This window comes from Burkholderia sp. Ac-20353 (genome assembly GCF_017104785.1).
Classification (GTDB): domain Bacteria; phylum Pseudomonadota; class Gammaproteobacteria; order Burkholderiales; family Burkholderiaceae; genus Burkholderia.
Genome location: NZ_JAAGPL010000182.1, coordinates 1 through 17,542 on the forward strand (window position 1 = coordinate 1; position 17,542 = coordinate 17,542).

General features: G+C 63.8%; 18 protein-coding genes and 1 pseudogene. 12 read left to right on the forward strand and 7 right to left on the reverse strand.

All coding sequences use genetic code 11. The features are described from left to right. The 3 genes and pseudogenes from G3N94_RS32465 to G3N94_RS32475 form a co-directional block, all read left to right on the forward strand. Positions 1–1,411, forward strand: a 1,411-nt coding sequence (locus G3N94_RS32465) for an aminopeptidase family protein P (protein WP_205797626.1), incomplete at its 5' end; no start/stop codon positions are given. A 50-nt stretch (positions 1,412–1,461) separates the two neighbouring features. Next, positions 1,462–1,551 (forward strand): annotated as a pseudogene (locus G3N94_RS32470) (cysteine hydrolase); the annotation flags it as partial. Between the two features lie 11 nt (positions 1,552–1,562). Then, the gene (locus G3N94_RS32475) at positions 1,563–2,186 is read left to right on the forward strand and encodes an HAD-IA family hydrolase (RefSeq protein ID WP_205797628.1); all 624 of its coding nucleotides are present in this window, start codon (positions 1,563–1,565) and stop codon (positions 2,184–2,186) included. Positions 2,187–2,309: 123 nt separating this feature from the next. Here the strand turns inward: G3N94_RS32475 and ettA are convergent, their stop codons facing one another. The 3 genes from ettA to gcvA form a co-directional block, all read right to left on the reverse strand. Next, entirely contained in the window at positions 2,310–3,977 is a 1,668-nt protein-coding gene (gene ettA, locus G3N94_RS32480) for an energy-dependent translational throttle protein EttA (protein ID WP_205797630.1), read from the reverse strand. Positions 3,978–4,154: 177 nt separating this feature from the next. Next, positions 4,155–4,493 (reverse strand): DUF3761 domain-containing protein, encoded by a 339-nt coding sequence (locus tag G3N94_RS32485; protein ID WP_205797632.1) that lies wholly within the window; start codon positions 4,491–4,493, stop codon positions 4,155–4,157. A 110-nt stretch (positions 4,494–4,603) separates the two neighbouring features. Further along, positions 4,604–5,536: a transcriptional regulator GcvA gene (gene gcvA / locus G3N94_RS32490; RefSeq protein ID WP_205797634.1), complete on the reverse strand. Its 933-nt coding sequence runs from the start codon at positions 5,534–5,536 to the stop codon at positions 4,604–4,606. Positions 5,537–5,733: 197 nt separating this feature from the next. Here gcvA and G3N94_RS32495 point away from each other — a divergent pair, with 197 nt between their 5' ends. The 3 genes from G3N94_RS32495 (at position 5,734) to gabP (ending at position 9,270) form a co-directional block, all read left to right on the forward strand. After that, positions 5,734–7,095 (forward strand): MFS transporter, encoded by a 1,362-nt coding sequence (locus tag G3N94_RS32495; protein ID WP_205797636.1) that lies wholly within the window; start codon positions 5,734–5,736, stop codon positions 7,093–7,095. An 83-nt stretch (positions 7,096–7,178) separates the two neighbouring features. Beyond that, positions 7,179–7,523, forward strand: a complete 345-nt coding sequence (locus G3N94_RS32500; RefSeq protein ID WP_205797639.1) for an MmcQ/YjbR family DNA-binding protein — start codon at positions 7,179–7,181, stop codon at positions 7,521–7,523. Between the two features lie 355 nt (positions 7,524–7,878). Next, the gene (gabP, locus tag G3N94_RS32505; RefSeq protein ID WP_205797641.1) at positions 7,879–9,270 is read left to right on the forward strand and encodes a GABA permease; all 1,392 of its coding nucleotides are present in this window, start codon (positions 7,879–7,881) and stop codon (positions 9,268–9,270) included. Between the two features lie 184 nt (positions 9,271–9,454). Here the strand turns inward: gabP and G3N94_RS32510 are convergent, their stop codons facing one another. The 4 genes from G3N94_RS32510 to ychF all read right to left on the reverse strand — a co-directional run bounded on the left by G3N94_RS32510 (position 9,455) and on the right by ychF (position 12,335). After that, positions 9,455–9,871, reverse strand: coding sequence for an EVE domain-containing protein (locus G3N94_RS32510; RefSeq protein WP_241022189.1), 417 nt, complete (start codon positions 9,869–9,871; stop codon positions 9,455–9,457). After that, complete coding sequence (locus G3N94_RS32515) at positions 9,868–10,239, reverse strand: VOC family protein (protein ID WP_205797643.1); 372 nt, start codon at positions 10,237–10,239, stop codon at positions 9,868–9,870. The genes G3N94_RS32510 and G3N94_RS32515 overlap by 4 nt, the downstream gene beginning before the upstream one ends. A 110-nt stretch (positions 10,240–10,349) precedes the next feature. Continuing rightward, the gene (locus tag G3N94_RS32520) at positions 10,350–11,039 is read right to left on the reverse strand and encodes a YafY family protein (protein WP_205797661.1); all 690 of its coding nucleotides are present in this window, start codon (positions 11,037–11,039) and stop codon (positions 10,350–10,352) included. Between the two features lie 201 nt (positions 11,040–11,240). Next, positions 11,241–12,335, reverse strand: coding sequence for a redox-regulated ATPase YchF (ychF, locus tag G3N94_RS32525; protein ID WP_205797645.1), 1,095 nt, complete (start codon positions 12,333–12,335; stop codon positions 11,241–11,243). Positions 12,336–12,496: 161 nt separating this feature from the next. On the opposite strand from ychF, the gene G3N94_RS32530 reads away from it, so the two are divergent. From G3N94_RS32530 to G3N94_RS32555, 6 genes are all read left to right on the forward strand, one after another. Continuing rightward, complete coding sequence (locus G3N94_RS32530; RefSeq protein ID WP_205797647.1) at positions 12,497–13,612, forward strand: integrase family protein; 1,116 nt, start codon at positions 12,497–12,499, stop codon at positions 13,610–13,612. Positions 13,613–13,645: 33 nt separating this feature from the next. Continuing rightward, positions 13,646–14,137 (forward strand): hypothetical protein, encoded by a 492-nt coding sequence (locus G3N94_RS32535; protein ID WP_205797649.1) that lies wholly within the window; start codon positions 13,646–13,648, stop codon positions 14,135–14,137. Between the two features lie 1,036 nt (positions 14,138–15,173). Then, on the forward strand, positions 15,174–15,746 hold the full coding sequence (locus tag G3N94_RS32540) for a recombinase family protein (RefSeq protein WP_205797651.1): 573 nt from the start codon (positions 15,174–15,176) through the stop codon (positions 15,744–15,746). 115 nt (positions 15,747–15,861) lie between these two features. Then, positions 15,862–16,617: a cyclodeaminase/cyclohydrolase family protein gene (locus G3N94_RS32545; RefSeq protein WP_205797653.1), complete on the forward strand. Its 756-nt coding sequence runs from the start codon at positions 15,862–15,864 to the stop codon at positions 16,615–16,617. Between the two features lie 57 nt (positions 16,618–16,674). After that, complete coding sequence (locus G3N94_RS32550; protein ID WP_205797655.1) at positions 16,675–16,902, forward strand: transcriptional regulator; 228 nt, start codon at positions 16,675–16,677, stop codon at positions 16,900–16,902. A 67-nt stretch (positions 16,903–16,969) separates the two neighbouring features. Then, positions 16,970–17,185, forward strand: coding sequence for a hypothetical protein (locus G3N94_RS32555; protein ID WP_205797657.1), 216 nt, complete (start codon positions 16,970–16,972; stop codon positions 17,183–17,185). Positions 17,186–17,542: the final 357 nt, after the last annotated feature.

Here is a 17,542-nt window from a genome sequence, read left to right on the forward strand (position 1 = left end):
GGCCGCGCTGACCGCGCGCGGCATCGCGCTGCGCACCGATCTCGACCTGCTTGATGCAATCTGGCCCGAGCGGCCGGGGCTGCCCGGCGACGCCGTGTTCGAGCACACGGCGCCGCAAGCCGATTCGACGCGTGCGAGCAAGCTCGCCGAGGTGCGACGCGCGATGCACGCGCACGGCGCGCAATGGCATTTCGTGTCGACGCTCGACGATCTCGCGTGGCTGTTCAACCTGCGCGGCGCAGACGTCAATTTCAACCCGGTATTCGTTGCGCACGCAATGATCGGCGCCGATCGCGCGACGCTGTTCGTCGCCGACGGCAAGGTGCCGCCCGCGCTCGCCGCGTCGCTCGCGCAGGACGGCGTCGACGTGCGGCCATACGACGCCGCGCGCGCGGCGCTCGCCGCATTGCCCGACGGCGCGACGCTGCTGATCGATCCGCGCCGCGTGACCTACGGCACGCTCGAGGCCGTGCCGTCCGGCGTGAAGCTGATCGAGGCCGTCAATCCGTCGACGTTCGCGAAATCGCGCAAGACGCCCGCCGAGATCGAGCATGTGCGCGTGACGATGGAGCACGATGGCGCGGCGCTCGCTGAATTCTTCGCGTGGTTCGAGCAGGCGGTGAACCGCGAGCCGATCACCGAGCTGACGATCGACGAAAAGCTCACTGCCGCGCGCGCTCGGCGTCCCGGCTACGTGTCGCCGAGCTTCGCGACGATCGCCGGCTTCAACGCAAACGGCGCGATGCCGCATTACCGCGCGACGGCCGAATCGCATGCGGCGATCGCCGGCGACGGCCTGCTGCTGATCGATTCCGGCGGCCAGTACGTGAGCGGCACGACCGACATTACCCGCGTCGTGCCGGTCGGCACGGTCAGCGACCTGCAGCGGCGCGACTTCACGATCGTGCTGAAGTCGATGATGGCGCTGTCGCGCACACGCTTTCCGCGCGGCATCCGCTCGCCGATGCTCGACGCGATCGCGCGCGCGCCGATGTGGTCGGCCGGGCTCGACTACGGCCACGGCACCGGCCACGGCGTCGGCTATTTCCTGAACGTGCACGAAGGTCCGCAGGTGATTTCGCACTACGCGCCGGCCGAGCCGTACACCGCGATGGAAGAGGGGATGATCACGTCGATCGAGCCGGGCGTGTACCGGGCCGGGAAGTGGGGCGTCCGGATCGAGAATCTGGTCGTCAACCGGGCCGCCGGCCAGACCGAGTTCGGCGACTTCCTCGCGTTCGAGACGCTCACGCTGTGCCCGATCGATACGCGCTGCGTGCTGGTCGAGATGCTGCACGAGGAAGAGCGCGCGTGGCTGAACGCGTATCACGCGACGGTACGCGAGCGCGTCGGCCGGCACGTGAGCGGCGATGCGAAGGCGTGGCTGGACGCGCGCACGCAGCCGATCTGATGCGGCGCGCGCGGTTGGCGTTCGAACGACAATCACATCGAGGGCGAAAGATGGCGGACACGGCGGTATTGGTGATCGACATGCAGCGCGGGCTCGTGCAGCGGGCGGTGCCCGCATACCGGCTCGACGACGTTCTCTCAACGGAGTTTGCGTGACGATCAAGGCCGTCGTGTTCGATTTCGGCGGGGTGCTGATCGACTGGAGCCCCGACTATCTGTACAGCAAGCTGATTCCCGACGAGGCCGAGCGCCGCCGGTTCCTGACGCACGTGTGCGGGATGGACTGGGTGATCAAGCAGGACGGCGGGCAGACGATCGAGGAAGGCACGGCCGAACTCGTCGCGAAGTTTCCGGAACACGACGCGCTGATTCGCGCGTTCTACGCGCGCTGGCACGAGATGATCGGCGGCGTGCTCGCGGACGGCGAGGCGCTCGTCGACCGGCTCGACGCGCAGCGGATGCCGATCTTCGGGCTCACGAACTGGTCGGCGCAGACGTTTCCGTATGCGTGGGATCGATTTCCGGTGCTGCGGCGCTTTCGCGACATCGTCGTGTCGGGCCGCGCAAAGCTGGTGAAGCCCGATCCGGCGATCTATCGCGAGATGCATGCGCGCATCGAACCGCATCTGCCGGGCATCGCGCCGCACGAACTCGTGTTCATCGACGACAATGCGAAGAACGCCGCCGCCGCGACGGCGCTAGGCTGGCACGGGATTCACCACACGAGCGGCGCGGCCACCGAGGCGCGGCTGCGCGAGCTGGGCGCGCTCGCGTAGGCGGCGGGCCGGCGCCCCGATGCGCGCGCGAGATTTACCTTCGCCTGAAAGACAAAACCCCTCGTTCCGAAAAACGAGGGGTTCGTCAGCAATCTGAAGCGGGCCAGCGGCCCGCTTTTTCGTTCAGCGGCTGATCGGCTTGTAGCGCAGGCGATGCGGCTTCGCGGCTTCCTCGCCGAGGCGTGCGCGCTTGTCGGCTTCGTACTCCTGGTAGTTGCCGTCGAAGAACGTGACCTGCGAATCGCCTTCGAACGACAGGATGTGCGTCGCGATCCGGTCGAGGAACCAGCGATCGTGCGAGATCACCATCACCGAGCCGGCGAACTCGAGCAGCGCATCTTCGAGCGCGCGCAGCGTTTCGACGTCGAGGTCGTTCGACGGTTCGTCGAGCAGCAGCAGGTTGCCGCCGGCGATCAGCGTTTTCGCGAGGTGCAGGCGGCCGCGTTCGCCGCCCGACAGGTTGCCGACGACCTTCTGCTGGTCGCCGCCCTTGAAGTTGAAGCGGCCGATGTACGCGCGCGACGGCGTTTCGTACTTGCCGACTGTCAGAATGTCGGCGCCGCCCGAGATTTCCTCGAACACCGTCTTCGAGCCGTCGAGCGCGTCGCGGCTCTGGTCGACGTACGCGAGCTTCACCGTCGGGCCCTTCACGATCTCACCCGAATCCGGTTGCTCCTTGCCCGTCAGCATCCGGAACAGCGTCGATTTGCCGGCGCCGTTCGGGCCGATGATGCCGACGATCGCGCCCGCGGGAATCTTGAAGTTCAGGTTGTCGATCAGCAGGCGGTCGCCGTATGCCTTGCTGACGTTCTTGAACTCGATCACTTCATTGCCGAGACGGTCGCCGACCGGAATGAAGATTTCCTGCGTCTCGTTGCGCTTCTGGTATTCCTGGCTGTTCAGCTCCTCGAAGCGTGCGATACGCGCCTTCGACTTCGCCTGGCGGCCCTTCGGGTTCTGGCGCACCCACTCCAGTTCCTTCTTGATCGCCTTCTGGCGCGCCGATTCCGACGCTTCTTCCTGCTTCAGGCGGTCTTCCTTCTGGTCGAGCCAGCTGCTGTAGTTGCCCTTCCACGGAATGCCGTGGCCGCGGTCGAGCTCGAGAATCCACTCGGCCGCGTTGTCGAGGAAGTAGCGATCGTGCGTGACTGCGACGACGGTGCCCGGGAAGCGCACCAGGAACTGCTCGAGCCAGTCGACCGATTCGGCGTCGAGGTGGTTGGTCGGTTCGTCGAGCAGCAGCATGTCGGGCTTTTCGAGCAGCAGCTTGCACAGCGCGACGCGGCGCTTTTCACCGCCCGACAGGTGTTCGATCTTCGCGTCCCACGGCGGCAGGCGCAGCGCGTCGGCGGCCACTTCGAGCTGCTGCTCGGGGCTGCCGCCGTCGCTCGACGCAAGGATCGCCTCGTACTTCGCCTGCTCGGCCGCGAGCGCGTCGAAGTCGGCGTCCGGCTCCGCATACGCGGCGTAGATCTCGTCGAGCTTCTTGTTGGCCTGGAACAGGTCGCCGAGGCCTTCCTCGACCGCTTCGCGCACGGTCTTCGTCGGGTCGAGCTGCGGCTCCTGCGGCAGGTAGCCGATGTTCAGGTTCGGCATCGGCGTCGCTTCGCCTTCGATGTCCTTGTCGACGCCCGCCATGATGCGGATCAGCGTCGACTTGCCCGAGCCGTTCAGGCCGAGCACGCCGATCTTCGCGCCGGGGAAGAACGACAGCGAGATGTCCTTCAGGATCTGGCGCTTGGGCGGCACGATCTTGCCGACCCGGTTCATCGTGAAAACGTATTGGGCCATTTGGGTGTGAAAGTCAGAAGTTGAGACGGCCGCGCAGCGCGCTGGCGGGGCGGCGTCGGGTGATTCGGTACGGAGCGTGCCGCGTGATGCGCGGCGGTGTCGCCGCGTGTCGGCGGCGAGAGCGGCTATTGTACTGCGCCGCCGGCCGGCGCTGGCGCGGCGCGGTCGTTCCGCGGGTCAGAGCCAGGCGGCGACGCCGCCGTGCCCAGAGCAGGTGCCGCGCCGATGGCGGCTGAAACTGTACGTGCCGTCGCGGCAGCGTGCGCTCGCACCTTCGGGCGCGCGGCCCGATTTCGAGCGGGCCGGCGCATGCACAGTATCGCCGTCGCGGTTCCGGTACGTGTCGTGACGGTCGAGGTCGGCTTCGTTGCCGTAGGTCTGTGGCGCGCGATAGGCGAACGCGTGGTGCGGGGCGACGGCGGCACACGCGATCAGCAGCGCGATCGACAGTCGCGCGACGCGCCTGGTGCGCCTGGTGCGCGTGGTCCGTGTGATGCGCAAGGCGGGCAAGGACATCGTCTCTCTCGGTTGTTGGTATCGGGCGCGCGACGGCGGCGGGCCGCGAGCCCGCATGGTAGCTGATGCGGCGTGACCGGCGGCGCGCCACCGCTCGAGTCGAGGCGCCGCTATCGATGCGCGGGCGAGGCCGTGTTCGACATGTCCGCGGCCCCTTCGGCGCGGGCCGCATCGAGGATCCAGCGGCGGAACGCGGCGACCTTCGGCCGCTCCGCATGGTGCGGCGGATAGACGAGGTAGTACGCGAAATCGTCGAGCCATGCGACGTCCGCGAGCTGCACGAGCCGTCCGCTCGCGAGCTCGGCGCGCACCATCGCGGCGGGCAGCAAGCCCGCGCCCTGGCCGGCGAGGATCGCCTGCAGCAGCAGGCCCGCGTCGTCGAACGCGGGGCCGCGCGGCGGGCCGAAATCGTCGATTCGCTGCGCGTCGAACCAGATGTGCCAGCCCTTGCGCTCGGCGTCGTGCAGGTGCGGCCACGACACGAGATCGGCGGGCGTCGCCGGCATGCCGAGCTGCTCGACGAGCGCGGGTGCCGCGAGCGCGACGATCTCGACAGTCAGCAGCCGTTCGCTGCACAGCCCGACATAGCGCCCGAGGCCGTGGCGGATCGCGACGTCGACGCCGTCGCGCGCGAAGTCGGCGAGCGCATGACCCGTGACGACCTGCAGGTCGAGGTCCGGGCACGCGTGCCGGAACTGCGCGAGGCGCGGCACGAGCCACGCGGATGCGAAGAACGGCGTGACGCTCACCGTCAGTACGCCGCTGTCGGCGGCGCCCGACACGCGCTGCGACGCGTCGGCGATCTGCCGGAACGCGTTGCGCACCGGTGGCAGGTAGTCGCGGCCCGCGGCGGTGAGCAGGATCCCGCGATTCACGCGCTCGAACAACTGCACGCCGAGGTGCGTCTCGAGCGTGCGGATCATCTGGCTCACCGCGCCGGGCGTGACCGACAGCTCCTCGGCCGCGGATTTCACCGACAGGTGGCGGGCGGCCGCCTCGAACGCGCGCAGCGCGTTGAGCGGCGGCAGGCGGGAACGGTTCATTTAGTTTTTCTAAAGTGAAAAGCCGACGAAATATCGTTTGAGACGGCATCCCCGTGCGAGTAACGTTGTTGCACAGGGTTGCATGGCGGCGGCTGTCTGTCGGCCGCCGATGCGATCAACATAGTTCAACTATATCCATGAGGCAATCCGGATGCCGCCTTTTGCCGCGCCGGAACGGACCTGAGAGGAGCATCGTCATGAACCGCCCGGGCGCGTCGCGCCATTTCTATGGCTGGTACGTGGTCGCCGCCGCATTCGCCGTGACGTTCGTCGGTTTCGGCAGTGCGTACGCGTTCAGCGCCTTCGTCGAATCGCTGCAGCGGGACTTCGCCGCGTCCCGGGGCCAGATCTCGCTCGTGTTCTCGTTCGCCGGCTTCCTGTATTTCGGCTTCGGGATCGTAAGTGGGCCGCTCGCCGACCGTTTCGGCTCGCGGCGGCTCGCGGTCACCGGGATGCTGCTGACGGCCGCCGGGCTCGCGGCCGCCGGGGCCGCGCATTCGCTGCTGCAGGTCTATGCCGCATACGGGCTCGGTGTCGGGTTCGGTGTCGGCTGCGCGTACGTGCCCGCCGTCGGCGCGGTGCAGCGCTGGTTCGTGCGGCGGCGCGGCTTTGCGTCGGGGCTCGCGGTCGCGGGCATCGGCGTCGGCACGCTCGTGATGCCGCCGCTCGCGTCCGCGCTGATCGCGCACGTCGGCTGGCGCGGCGCGTACTGGACGCTGGCGGGGCTCGCGGTCGTGCTCGGCGCGGGGATGTCGCTGCTGATCGAAAACGATCCGCGCGGACGCGGGCTTCTGCCGGATGGGGATCTGGGGGCCGGCCATCCGGGTGGTGGCCATCCGGGCGTCGGCCACTCGGCGAACGGTGCGTCTGCTGCGACACTTCCGGCAGCCGATGCGCCGACGGGACACCCTTCGACCGCGTGCAGTCCGGCGGCAGGCGAGCGCGCCGTACGAGCACCCGCCGGCGCGACCGTCCGTGAGGCTGTGACATCGCGGCCGTTCGCGAGCCTCTATGCGGCATGCCTCGTATGCTCGTTCGGCGTGTTCGTGCCGTTCGTGCATCTCGTGCCGTACGCGCTCGATCACGGCGTGAAACCCGCGGCGGCCGTGCTGCTGCTCGGCGCGATCGGCGTTGGCAGCACGGCGGGCCGGTTCTTGCTCGGCGGCCTTGCCGATCGCGTCGGCCGCCGCACGTCGCTGCTTGCGATGTTCGCCGGCATGGCGGCGGCGCTCGTCGCGTGGGCCCGTGCGGGTGATTTCACGGCACTCGCCGCGTTCGCGCTCGTATTCGGCGTGTTCTACGGCGGCTGGGTCGCGGTGCTGCCGGCCGTCGTGATGGACTATTTCGGCGGCCGCAACGTGAGCGGGATCATCGGCGTGCTCTACACGAGCATCGCGTTCGGCACGCTGATCGGGCCGGCTGCCGCGGGCTTCATCTACGATGCGGGCGGCGGCTATCTGGTGCCGATTCTCGCCAGCGCCGCCGCGAACGCGATCGCGTTCGCGATCGTCGCAGTGAGCGGGCGCGCGCCGGTGATCGTACGTGCGACGGGCGGATAGGCGTTTCGCGAGATTTCCGGTACGGTGGCCGAAGCGTGAATACGTGGCTCCGTGACTCCGTGACGGACACCCGAGGAGGAATCGTGACATTCGATGACGTTCGGCAGATTGCGCTCGCATGGCGCGGCGTCGAGGACGGCACGTCGTACGGCACGCCCGCGCTCAAGGTGCGGGGCAAGCTGCTCGCGCGGCTGCGCGAGGACGGCGACACACTCGTCGTGAAGGGCGTCGGCTCCGACGAGCGCGCATGGCTGATCGAATCCGAGCCCGACGTGTATTACGTGACCGATCACTACGCCGGCTGGCCGATCGTGCTGATGCGCCTGTCCGCCGCGCATCCTGACGCCGTGAAAAACCTGCTTCTGCGAGAATGGCAGGCGATCGTGCCCGCGAAGTGGCGCGACGAGATGGCGCGCGGCAACGCGTGACGCGCTGCCGGACGGCGCGATTGTTGTATCGATTCGCGTCGATACAACAAGTGGTTCCATCGAAATTCATCAATTGGTTCTTAGTGAAGAACCGTTTGATGCTTACACTCCTTCGCTCGAAGGTGGTTCCCCAATACGCCGACGGAAAGGGCGCCGCGATGCGCGTGCGCACGTGCAACGCATCGCTCCCGCAGTTTCGCAGAGCTGCATGGCGCGCCTGCCCGAGCGGCCGCGGACCCGGCACCAGAGCGACGTGCGACGCACGTCCTGCCGCGTCCGGTTCGAGAACGACAATCCCCAACGCCACCTTCACGCGACACCCGGTCGACCCGGAACGTTTTTTGGAGAGAGACACATGAATGGTAGTAAGACAGGCCTCGGCACCGGCCTGAAGCAGCGCCACGTGACAATGATGTCGATTGCAGGCGTGATCGGCGCGGGCCTGTTCGTCGGCTCCGGCCACGCGATCGCGGAAGCCGGCCCGGCATCGATACTCGCGTATGCGATCGCGGGCGTGCTGGTCGTGCTGGTGATGCGCATGCTCGGCGAGATGGCCGTCGCCCATCCTGACAGCGGTTCGTTCTCCACCTATGCCGATCGCGCGATCGGCCACTGGGCCGGCTTCTCGATCGGCTGGTTGTACTGGTGGTTCTGGGTGCTCGTGATCCCGATCGAGGCGACCGCCGCCGCGACCATCCTCAATGCGTGGTTCCCTGGCGTCGCGACCTGGATCTTCGCGCTCGGCATCACGCTGCTGCTGACGATAACCAACCTCTTCTCCGTGAAGAATTACGGTGAATTCGAATTCTGGTTCGCGCTGATCAAGGTCGTCGCGATCGTCGTGTTCCTGTGCATCGGCGGCGCGGCCATCGTCGGCATCGTGCCCGCGCCGGCCGTATCGGGCGTGTCGAACCTGTTTGCGCACCAAGGCTTCATGCCGAACGGCGCGGGCGCGGTGCTCGCGGCGATGCTGACGACGATGTTCTCGTTCCTCGGCACCGAGATCGTGACGATCGCGGCCGCCGAATCGGACAACCCGCAACGCCAGATCGTGCGCGCGACCAATTCGGTGATCTGGCGCATCACGCTGTTCTATCTCGGCTCGATCCTCATCGTCGCGGCCATCGTGCCGTGGAACGACCCGCTGCTGCCGAAGCACGGCTCGTATCAGCGCGCGATGGAGCTGATCGGCGTCCCGAATGCAAAGGCGATCATCGACGTGATCGTGCTCGTGTCGGTGGCGAGCTGCCTGAACTCGGCGCTGTACACGGCGTCGCGGATGCTGTTCTCGCTGTCGAAGCGCAAGGACGCGCCGGCCTTCCTGCATCGCACGGATTCGACCGGCACGCCGCGCGCGGCAGTGCTCGCGTCGACTGCGTTCGGTTTCGTGACGGTGATCGCGAACTACCTGATGCCCGAGCAGGTGTTCGGCTTCCTGCTCGCGACGTCCGGTGCGATCGCGCTGCTCGTGTACCTCGTGATCGCGATCTCGCAGCTGCGGATGCGCCGCACGCTCGAGGTGACCGGTGCGGACCTGACGCTGCGGATGTGGCTGTTCCCGTGGCTTACGTGGTTGGTGATCCTGTTCATCTGCGGCACGCTGACCGTGATGCTCGTGAGTGAGGATCACCGGATGGAAGTCGGCGCGACGGCCGTGCTGGCGCTGATCGTGCTGCTCGCGTCGTGGCTGAACAAGCGTAGCCGCGACGCGCAGGCGATCGCGGGGCGGCGCGTGTCGGCGACGTGATGAAGTGACCGTGCTGCGGCGAGCGTGCGTGCTCGCCGTTGACGTGGCGGGGGAATGTCCTCCGGAAAGACAATGGCCAGATCGGCGTTTGCCGATCTGGCCATTTGTTTTCAGGTGACCGGTGCGGTTTTCGCGGTTGAAGCGAGGAACGGGCCCGGCCGTGCTTCTTAGAGGCATCGGCCGACTACTTCGGGGCCATTGCCGTCGCGATCAGTCGCAAATCGTGATCAGAAATCTCGAACAAGCCGAAACGGAACGGGTATCCCCAGTTGCGTCGGCCGCTTGAGAACGCCAACACGTCGAGAAGCCGAGCGATGGGTACGTCGCAGGTTTCCCGCCAGTCCACATCGCGTCGCCATGGGTGAAAGTCCCCCATGACGACCTGATAAGGTTCACGGGTCCGGACTATGCCGAGCGCCGTAAACGCCTGTAGCGGTTCCCCGCCACCAAAGCGATCGGTCGGAGAGTAATAGACGACCGAATCCCCGGAGCAAATGCGCCTGAGCGGCGCTGCCTTGCCATGGCAGACCTGCATGAATCCACCTGCGCGACCGAGTTGGACATGTTCTCGCGACGCAACGGCTATCCAGTTCCGGCTCATGATTCGCTAGGCGCGAACACGCGCAGGCGGTGTCCGTCCGGGTCGGCCGCTACGAAGGTGTAACCGAAGTCCATCCGTTTCGGGGACAGCTCGATCATCATGCGTTGTTCCCGACAGCGCTCATGCCACGCATCGACTTCGGCGTCGTTGCCTAGTGAGAATGCAAGCTCGCCACCGCCGCCCGTCATGGTCGCCTTTGGTTCGACGGCATGCATCGACCAGAGTCCAAGCATGATGCCCGAGTCCAGTGCAAACATCGCAAAGTTCGGCGACGACTCGACCGGTTCCCGGTCCAGCAATTGAGCGTAGAAGGCCGTGCTGGCAGTGGGATTGGCAACGTAAAGAATGACGACACCAGGATGCGACATCAGGGGCTCCAGACATGGTTGAAGAGTGGCTCCCGCAACGACTTTCAGGCATTTGAAGTCGTTCCGTTAGCACCATGTTCGGAGCAGACACTGTCAGATTGTGTCAGTAGTCATGCTTCTTCGATCCCTTCACGCACGCGCCATTCCTTAAGCAGGGCCAGCCGTCGGCGCGGGTAGCGCTCGTCGAGCACCGTCAGCGCGACGAGGCGATCCGTGCGAAAGTGCCTGAATTCCTCCCGCAGCTCGCACCACGCCACCAGGACGCGCACCCGGTCGAAGAAGCCGAGCGCAAAAGGCCAAACGGTTCGCGATGACTCGCGTTCCTGCGAATCGGAATATCGGATGCTGAGCTTGTGTTCGGCACGGATCGCGGCGCGCAGTTGATCCAGTGCCTGGTTGCCGTGAGCAACGACCTCTCCCGGGCCGACCAGCAGAGCCGAACTGTCCAGTTCAAAGCGTAAGTCAGAAGGCAGGACGGACGCGATCTTGGCCAGCGCGTTGCGTGCGGCATCCGCCAGTCGGGCATCGGCGCGATCAGACACCCAGTGCGAGCCCAATACGAGCGCCTCGATTTCATCGTTCGAGAACATCAGCGGTGGCAGCACGAATCCTGAGCGAAGGACATAGCCGATACCGGGCTCGCCGTCGATACGTGCCCCCTGTGCCTGAAGCGCCGCAATATCACGGTACAGCGTTCGCACACTGATACCGAGTTCTTGCGCAAGCTCGGCCCCGCGTACCGGGTGGCGTCGGCAGCGCAGGGCTTGCATCAACTGCAAAAGGCGTTCAGCGCGAGACAACGCATATTCCTTTGAAGTATGGATGCCGGCAGCTACGCTGCCATGCGGTCGCATGCTCGCTTGCGGGCCTTCGCCGCTTCGGCGTTATGCTGCTTGACGTTCCTGCGCTCGTGGGCGGGGTAGATACCCGGCTTGATCGGTGAACGTGCGGTCTCGCGTCAGGGAGTTCCGTAGAACTCCGCCAGATCCCGGCAAAAATCGTCAGACGTTGAACAGGAAGTTCATCACGTCGCCGTCGTGCACGACATATTCCTTCCCTTCCGCACGCATCTTGCCGGCTTCCTTCGCGCCTTGTTCACCCTTGTACGTGATGAAGTCGTCGAACGCGATCGTCTGCGCGCGGATGAAGCCGCGCTCGAAGTCGGTGTGGATCACGCCGGCTGCCTGCGGGGCCGTGTCGCCGATATGGATCGTCCACGCGCGCACTTCCTTCACGCCTGCGGTGAAGTAGGTCTGCAGGCCGAGCAGCTTGAAGCCTGCGCGGATCACGCGGTCGAGACCCGGCTCGGCCATGCCCATGTCGGCGAGGAACGCTTCCTTGTCCGCATCGTCGAGATCCGCGATTTCCGCTTCGATCGCCGCGCACACCGCGACCACCGGCGAACTCTCGCTTTCCGCGTACTTGCGCACCGCGTCGAGGTGCGGGTTGTTCTCGAAACCGTCGTCCTTCACGTTCGCGACGTACATCGCCGGCTTCGCGGTGATCAGGCAGAACGGCTTGAGCAATGCCTGCTCGTCGTCCGACAGATCGAGGCCGCGCACGGCCTTGCCCTGGTCGAGATGCGCGCGCACCTTCTCGAGCACCGCGGCGAGCTGCACCGCTTCCTTGTCGTTGCCCGACTTCGCGGCCTTCGAGTAGCGCGTGAGCGCCTTCTCGACGGTGCCGAGGTCGGCGAGCGCGAGTTCGGTGTTGATCACTTCGATGTCGTCGATCGGGCTCACCTTGCCGGCGACGTGAATGACGTTGTCGTCCTCGAAGCAGCGCACGACGTGCGTGATCGCGTCGGTTTCGCGGATGTTCGCGAGGAACTGGTTGCCGAGGCCTTCACCCTTGCTCGCGCCCGCGACGAGGCCCGCGATGTCGACGAACTCGACGACGGCCGGCACGACGCGCTCGGGGTTGATGATCTCGGCGAGCGCCTTCAGGCGCGTGTCAGGCACTTCGACGATGCCGACGTTCGGCTCGATCGTGCAGAACGGGTAGTTCTCGGCGGCGATGCCGGCCTTGGTCAGCGCATTGAACAGGGTGGACTTGCCGACGTTGGGCAAGCCGACGATGCCGCATTTGAGGCTCATGGAATCCTTCGGAAATTCAGTGGGTTACGGCTGTCCCGTGAGTTGCCTCAAGCGCTCCGAGAGGGGCATGCGCAGCAACCGCTGGACGAATCCGGGGACGGGACAAAAGACAGAAATCGGGGCGCTTGACCCACGATTTTGTACGAGTTTTGTCCACGAAAATGTCAATTGTAACGCTTTCGGACGCGCTTCTAGGCAGGCAGGCGGGCAAGCCTGGGGCCATCTTGAGGGACAAGGTTTTGTGCGGCCTATGTCTCAGAATCGGGAGACGGACGCAGACCTTCTGTGTGGCGACCAGTGTTCGGGGAAAGCAGGTCAGGGTGACGCTGGGGCGGTGGCCGCTGATTACCGTTGCCCAGGCCCGTGAGTTAGCCCTTCCGATTCTCCGCAAGTGCCGTGCTGGGGAATACTCGGTGACTACGGCGCGGGTCCAATTGCCGACCCTGAGGCAGGCGCTCGGGGAATATGCGAAGGCGAAGAAGGTGAGACCGTCTAGCTTGACCCGGTATGAGTCACTGCTGAAGACCCATTTCCAGGAATGGCTTGATAGGCCGGTCTCCGCTCTCCGTGAGTCTGCCTTCGGGGATCACTGCCACCAGTTCGCGCAGAGCAAGGGGGCGGCCCTCGTGGACCTTGGGCGGGGCATTATCGGGTCAATCACGCGCTTCCTCGGGGCGGTCTATGGGGTGGCCATCGAGAGCCCGTTTGTCAGGTTGGGGGCTGCTGGGCTGTTACCGGGGCGTCCGGAGGCGAGGGCGCGGAAGTTGACTGAGGGGGACCTACCGGCGTGGCATCAGGCGGTAGGCAGGTTGCCAGAACTCCAGCGGGACTACTTGAAGCTAATGCTGCTGACCGGGCTCCGCAAGAACGAGGGGAGCGAGATTAAGCGCGAGGATGTTGACCTGGGTGGAATGGTCCTCACAATCCCGGAGACCAAGGGTAGAAAGCCGCATACGCTGCCAATAACGGAGATGATGCGGGAGATACTGGAGAGGCGCTATAAGGGGCTGGAATCGAGCTCAAGGCTGTTCGGGGAGATGTCAGTGGATCACGTTACGGAGATGGCTGAGCGGGCCGGAGCACCTGCCTTTACGCTGCATGACCTGCGAAAGCTGGTTGCTAGTGCTGGGGCGCGGATGGGGATTGGAGACGCGATTCTAAGGCGGATATTAGGCCACGCTCCAAAACGCGGGGACGTGCTGAATAAGCATTATGTGAGCCTCTCGGAAGCGGATATAGACAGCGACCTTACGCGAATTCAAAATGCGCTGGTATGATACTTTTCCAAAACGTGATGCGTAGGGGTAAGGATGAAAAGTCTGGATGATATTTTTGGTGAATATGAAGAAAAGAAGGCGGCTGAAGCGAGGGCTGCTGAAGAGAAGCAGGAGAGAGAACGCGCAGAACGTGTTGCGTCTGGTCAGTTGCTGGGATCAGTAATTCTTCCAGTGGCTCAGAAGTTTGTTGCGGAGATAAATGAAAAGGGCCACAAGGCCGAGCTGCTCGACTACACAATGGGAGGCCAAGCGTACCCACACATTATTTTAAAGTTTACTCCTGTACCGAAGACTTCGGCGCGACATTACAGTGGCTACGTTGGTGCTTCCAAGCTCACATTTATGCATCGTGATGGCGGTGTAGTCAATGTGAGCATCGAAATTAGCACTGCACGCTCCGGCAGCGCGTGGGATGGCTACAGCGGTTCGCGGAATGGTACGGATTTTAAGCCAGAACAGATCACGGAAGAGTGGGCCACCAAGCAAGTTCTGATGTTTGTTGAGGCAGCGCTGAGAGTAAACTGATAATCAGGGCGCGCGCCAGGTCGGGGATAGGGCGGGTGGTGTTATTGAGCTCTTGATGACCTCTGGGACCGTATTGAGATAGCGGACAGGACTCACGAAGCCTTTTTGTCGAGAGTTCACGGGTAAGTGTACGGCGCTCTCACGGGGCTCCAAATAAAATTCCGGAAATTTCCGAGATGGCATCTGATAGAGTCCCGGCGCGAAACTCCCCCCGGTACCCCCTCCGTTTCCATGCGCGGGCATCGTCACGCGCAGCCCCTCTGACGCGCATCAGGTAGCCCGCGCGATACCCTGATGCGGGCGCGCGTCTCATCAGCCGTGAGCTAATGCGGGTTGGTCGTTCGGGGTGGGCCGCGCCGGTTGGCCTCATCCATCTCACCCCAAACCTCAGCAAGGCACTCCGCAGAGTTGGAGATGTAGAAGCGCCTACCGCTGATGTCCTTCAACCATGCGCGGGTCCATTGTTTCGGAAGCCCTTCAGGCGGCTGGGTGACGGTTCGATGTCTGTCAAGCACCAAGGTATCTGGCTCCCCGGGCGCTAGGATCAGGTGTCCGCTATCCGTTACGAACCGCTCAGAGTGCTCTGTGCCGTCATCTGCTGTCCCTCCCACAGCTACAAGGTAGACAGCATCGCGCCCAATGTTCCGCAGCCTTACGTGCAGCCTGGGCGCTCCGAATCCTCGCCTGACTTCGCATGATGTCTCCAGCTTGGTCTGTATGCCCCGATTGGCCAGCATTAGGGAGACGATGACCGCACCGCAAGTGCCGATTGCCGAAGCAACCTGCGCCCAATCCACCAAGCTCTGTGGCCAGAAGCTCATGCTTACCCCGCTTTCGTATTGATGAAGCTCTGACCCTACCGCCTCCCGCACGCTGACTCAAGGCCGAATCGGAGTGTCAACTTTAGGTACACCCCAGCTTGACTGTCAGGTGGTGGACCACGGTGCGTCAAATTAGGGTGGTTTACGTTATTTCTTGACACTCTGAAATCAGGGTCATAGACTTCAACCTGACACATTGACCACGGGGAAGAGTCATGAGCAAGGGGAAGCACATCGGTTATATCCGCGTCAGCACGGTAGACCAGAGCACGGAACGCCAGCTTGATGGCGTGGACCTGGACAAGGTATTCACGGACAAGGCGAGCGGGAAGGACACCGAGCGCCCCCAGCTCCAGGCGGCTCTGGACTACATGCGCGATGGGGACACGCTAATGGTGCATAGCATGGACCGCCTAGCGCGCAACACTGAGGACCTGCTTAGGATGGTCCGTGAGCTGACCGAGCGGGGCGTTACGGTCCTGTTCGTGAAGGATGCGATGACCTTCTCAGCGGACAAGCGGAACCCTCAGCAGGAACTCATGATGACCATGCTGGCCGCCTTCGCGCAGTTCGAGCGGTCATTGATTCGCGAGCGCCAGCGTGAGGGCATCGCCATTGCCAAGGCTAACGGGGTGTACAAGGGCCGTAAGCCATCGCTCAGCCCTGAGCAGGTCAATACGCTGCGCCAGCGGGCGGCCAGCGGGGAGGCTAAGGCTACCATCGCGAGGGACCTGGGGATTAGCCGCGAGACGCTGTATCAGTATCTGAGGCAGCCGCTACAAGGGTAACTTCGCATGCGCTGGACTCATTATCGGGAACGGGCTGCGATATCATGCTTTCGGAGCATAGGCGGCAGCGACACGGCGCTGCATTTCCGCGTCCAAACAATACGAGAGGACCAGCGTGGAAAACCAAGCGTCCCAGTCCACTTTGACCGGGCTTCTAGAGCGCCCGACTACGCAACTATTAGAGGACTTTGGCGCTGGTAACGCCTCCCCAGGGTCGGGAAGCGCAGCGGCCCTAATGGGGCTATTGGCCTGCAAACTGATAGTAACTGTTTGTCGCAAGAGCCTGGAGAAACCAGTCTGCCAAAAGCACTGGCCTGGGCTCGAATACATTCAAGATCAGATTCAAACGCAGTTCGAACCCACCTTGCGAACGCTATTCGAGAAAGACGCGCGTGAGTTCGATCAAGTTGTGGCATTGAGGAGGGCGCGTGACCAAGCCGAAACGGCACACGATAAGAGCACGTATTCACGCGAATCCAATGCATTACTAGAGGAAGCCACAGAGAACGCATTCAAGATTGCTGACGTTTGCATGAGGCTGATCGAGCATGGGATCACCGTCTTCGAAAATGGATGGCCGTCGGTTCGGGGTGACTCTGGCGCTGCAATAAGTGTCGCGGTTTCTGGCGTAATGTCCGGTATCTTCATTGCGAACCTGAACATCAAATCTCTGAAGGGCAGGCGGTACGCGACGGCTAATGTTGGTCGATGCACAGAGCTGCACGCCGAGCTAGGCAAGAAGCAATCACGAGCCTTCGGATGCATATTGTCATTGAATGCCGAGGTGTTAACTACGGTGCAGTTGGACTTCATCGCGACAGAAGACGTTGACGGTGTATCTGATTCGACTCATCGAGACGGCAGCGCGTGACAGCGATTTAGCCTAGCGCGTAAACTTTCGGCTCTACAACGCAAACCGCAGAGCGCCATGGCCGAAATTACTCAGCCCACACCGGAGCAAATCCGCCAGATCATCCAGAAGCACGGGGTTACCCGCAGCGAAGCCGCTGCCATGGTCCACGTCAGCATCAACGCTTGGCACAAGTGGAGCGCGAGCGAGGGTAGCGGGGATCACCGAGCAATGCCGCTGGCCGCTTGGGAACTGCTCCTGCTGAAGTTGGGCGAACACCCAAGCAAGAAGCTAGTTGATGCATAACCCCATTGGGGGTATATTCTCGTAACGGCAGCGCAGTGGGCGCGCCGATAACTTAGTGAGTTAGCGAATGTTCCGAATCACCATCAGCACCCGCTGTTTCTCCCTCAGCATCGACCAGGACGCCGCATCCCTCCGCATCGGCTCCCGTGAATTCCTGCTGCTCCGTGACTACGTAGAGCGCAACCGTAAACCCCGCCTTTTGGAAACCTTCCGAGACACTGAAGCCCGTAGCTGGGAGGCGCTGGTGATGCGCCGCTGGTTGGTCTCCAGTTTCCCGGCCTGAGCATCCTGAGTGCGGCTGAGAGCTCAGCCAGCAATCCCATAGAAGCGCCTCCCGGAAACGGTTGGCGCTTTTCTGTTTTTCTCACCGGCTGATTGCCAAGCTGGGCGTGGTTTTGGTGACGATTCCCCAGCCTAAAAACCGACTCTCGTAGATACGGGCACTGTTCTTAACCACCACTCTCGCAGATGGGCACGGCTAAAAACCCGCTCTCGCAGCTACGGGCACTGAAGCGTACGCGGTCATTAATTCACGCCTCTCAGAGTGGTAGCGTCGAACTCCGAGGTGTGGCAGCGGCGACTCAGCGCAGGTCGGCGGGCATCTTCCACGGCAACAGCGCGTCGTAGTCCTCGACGGTCG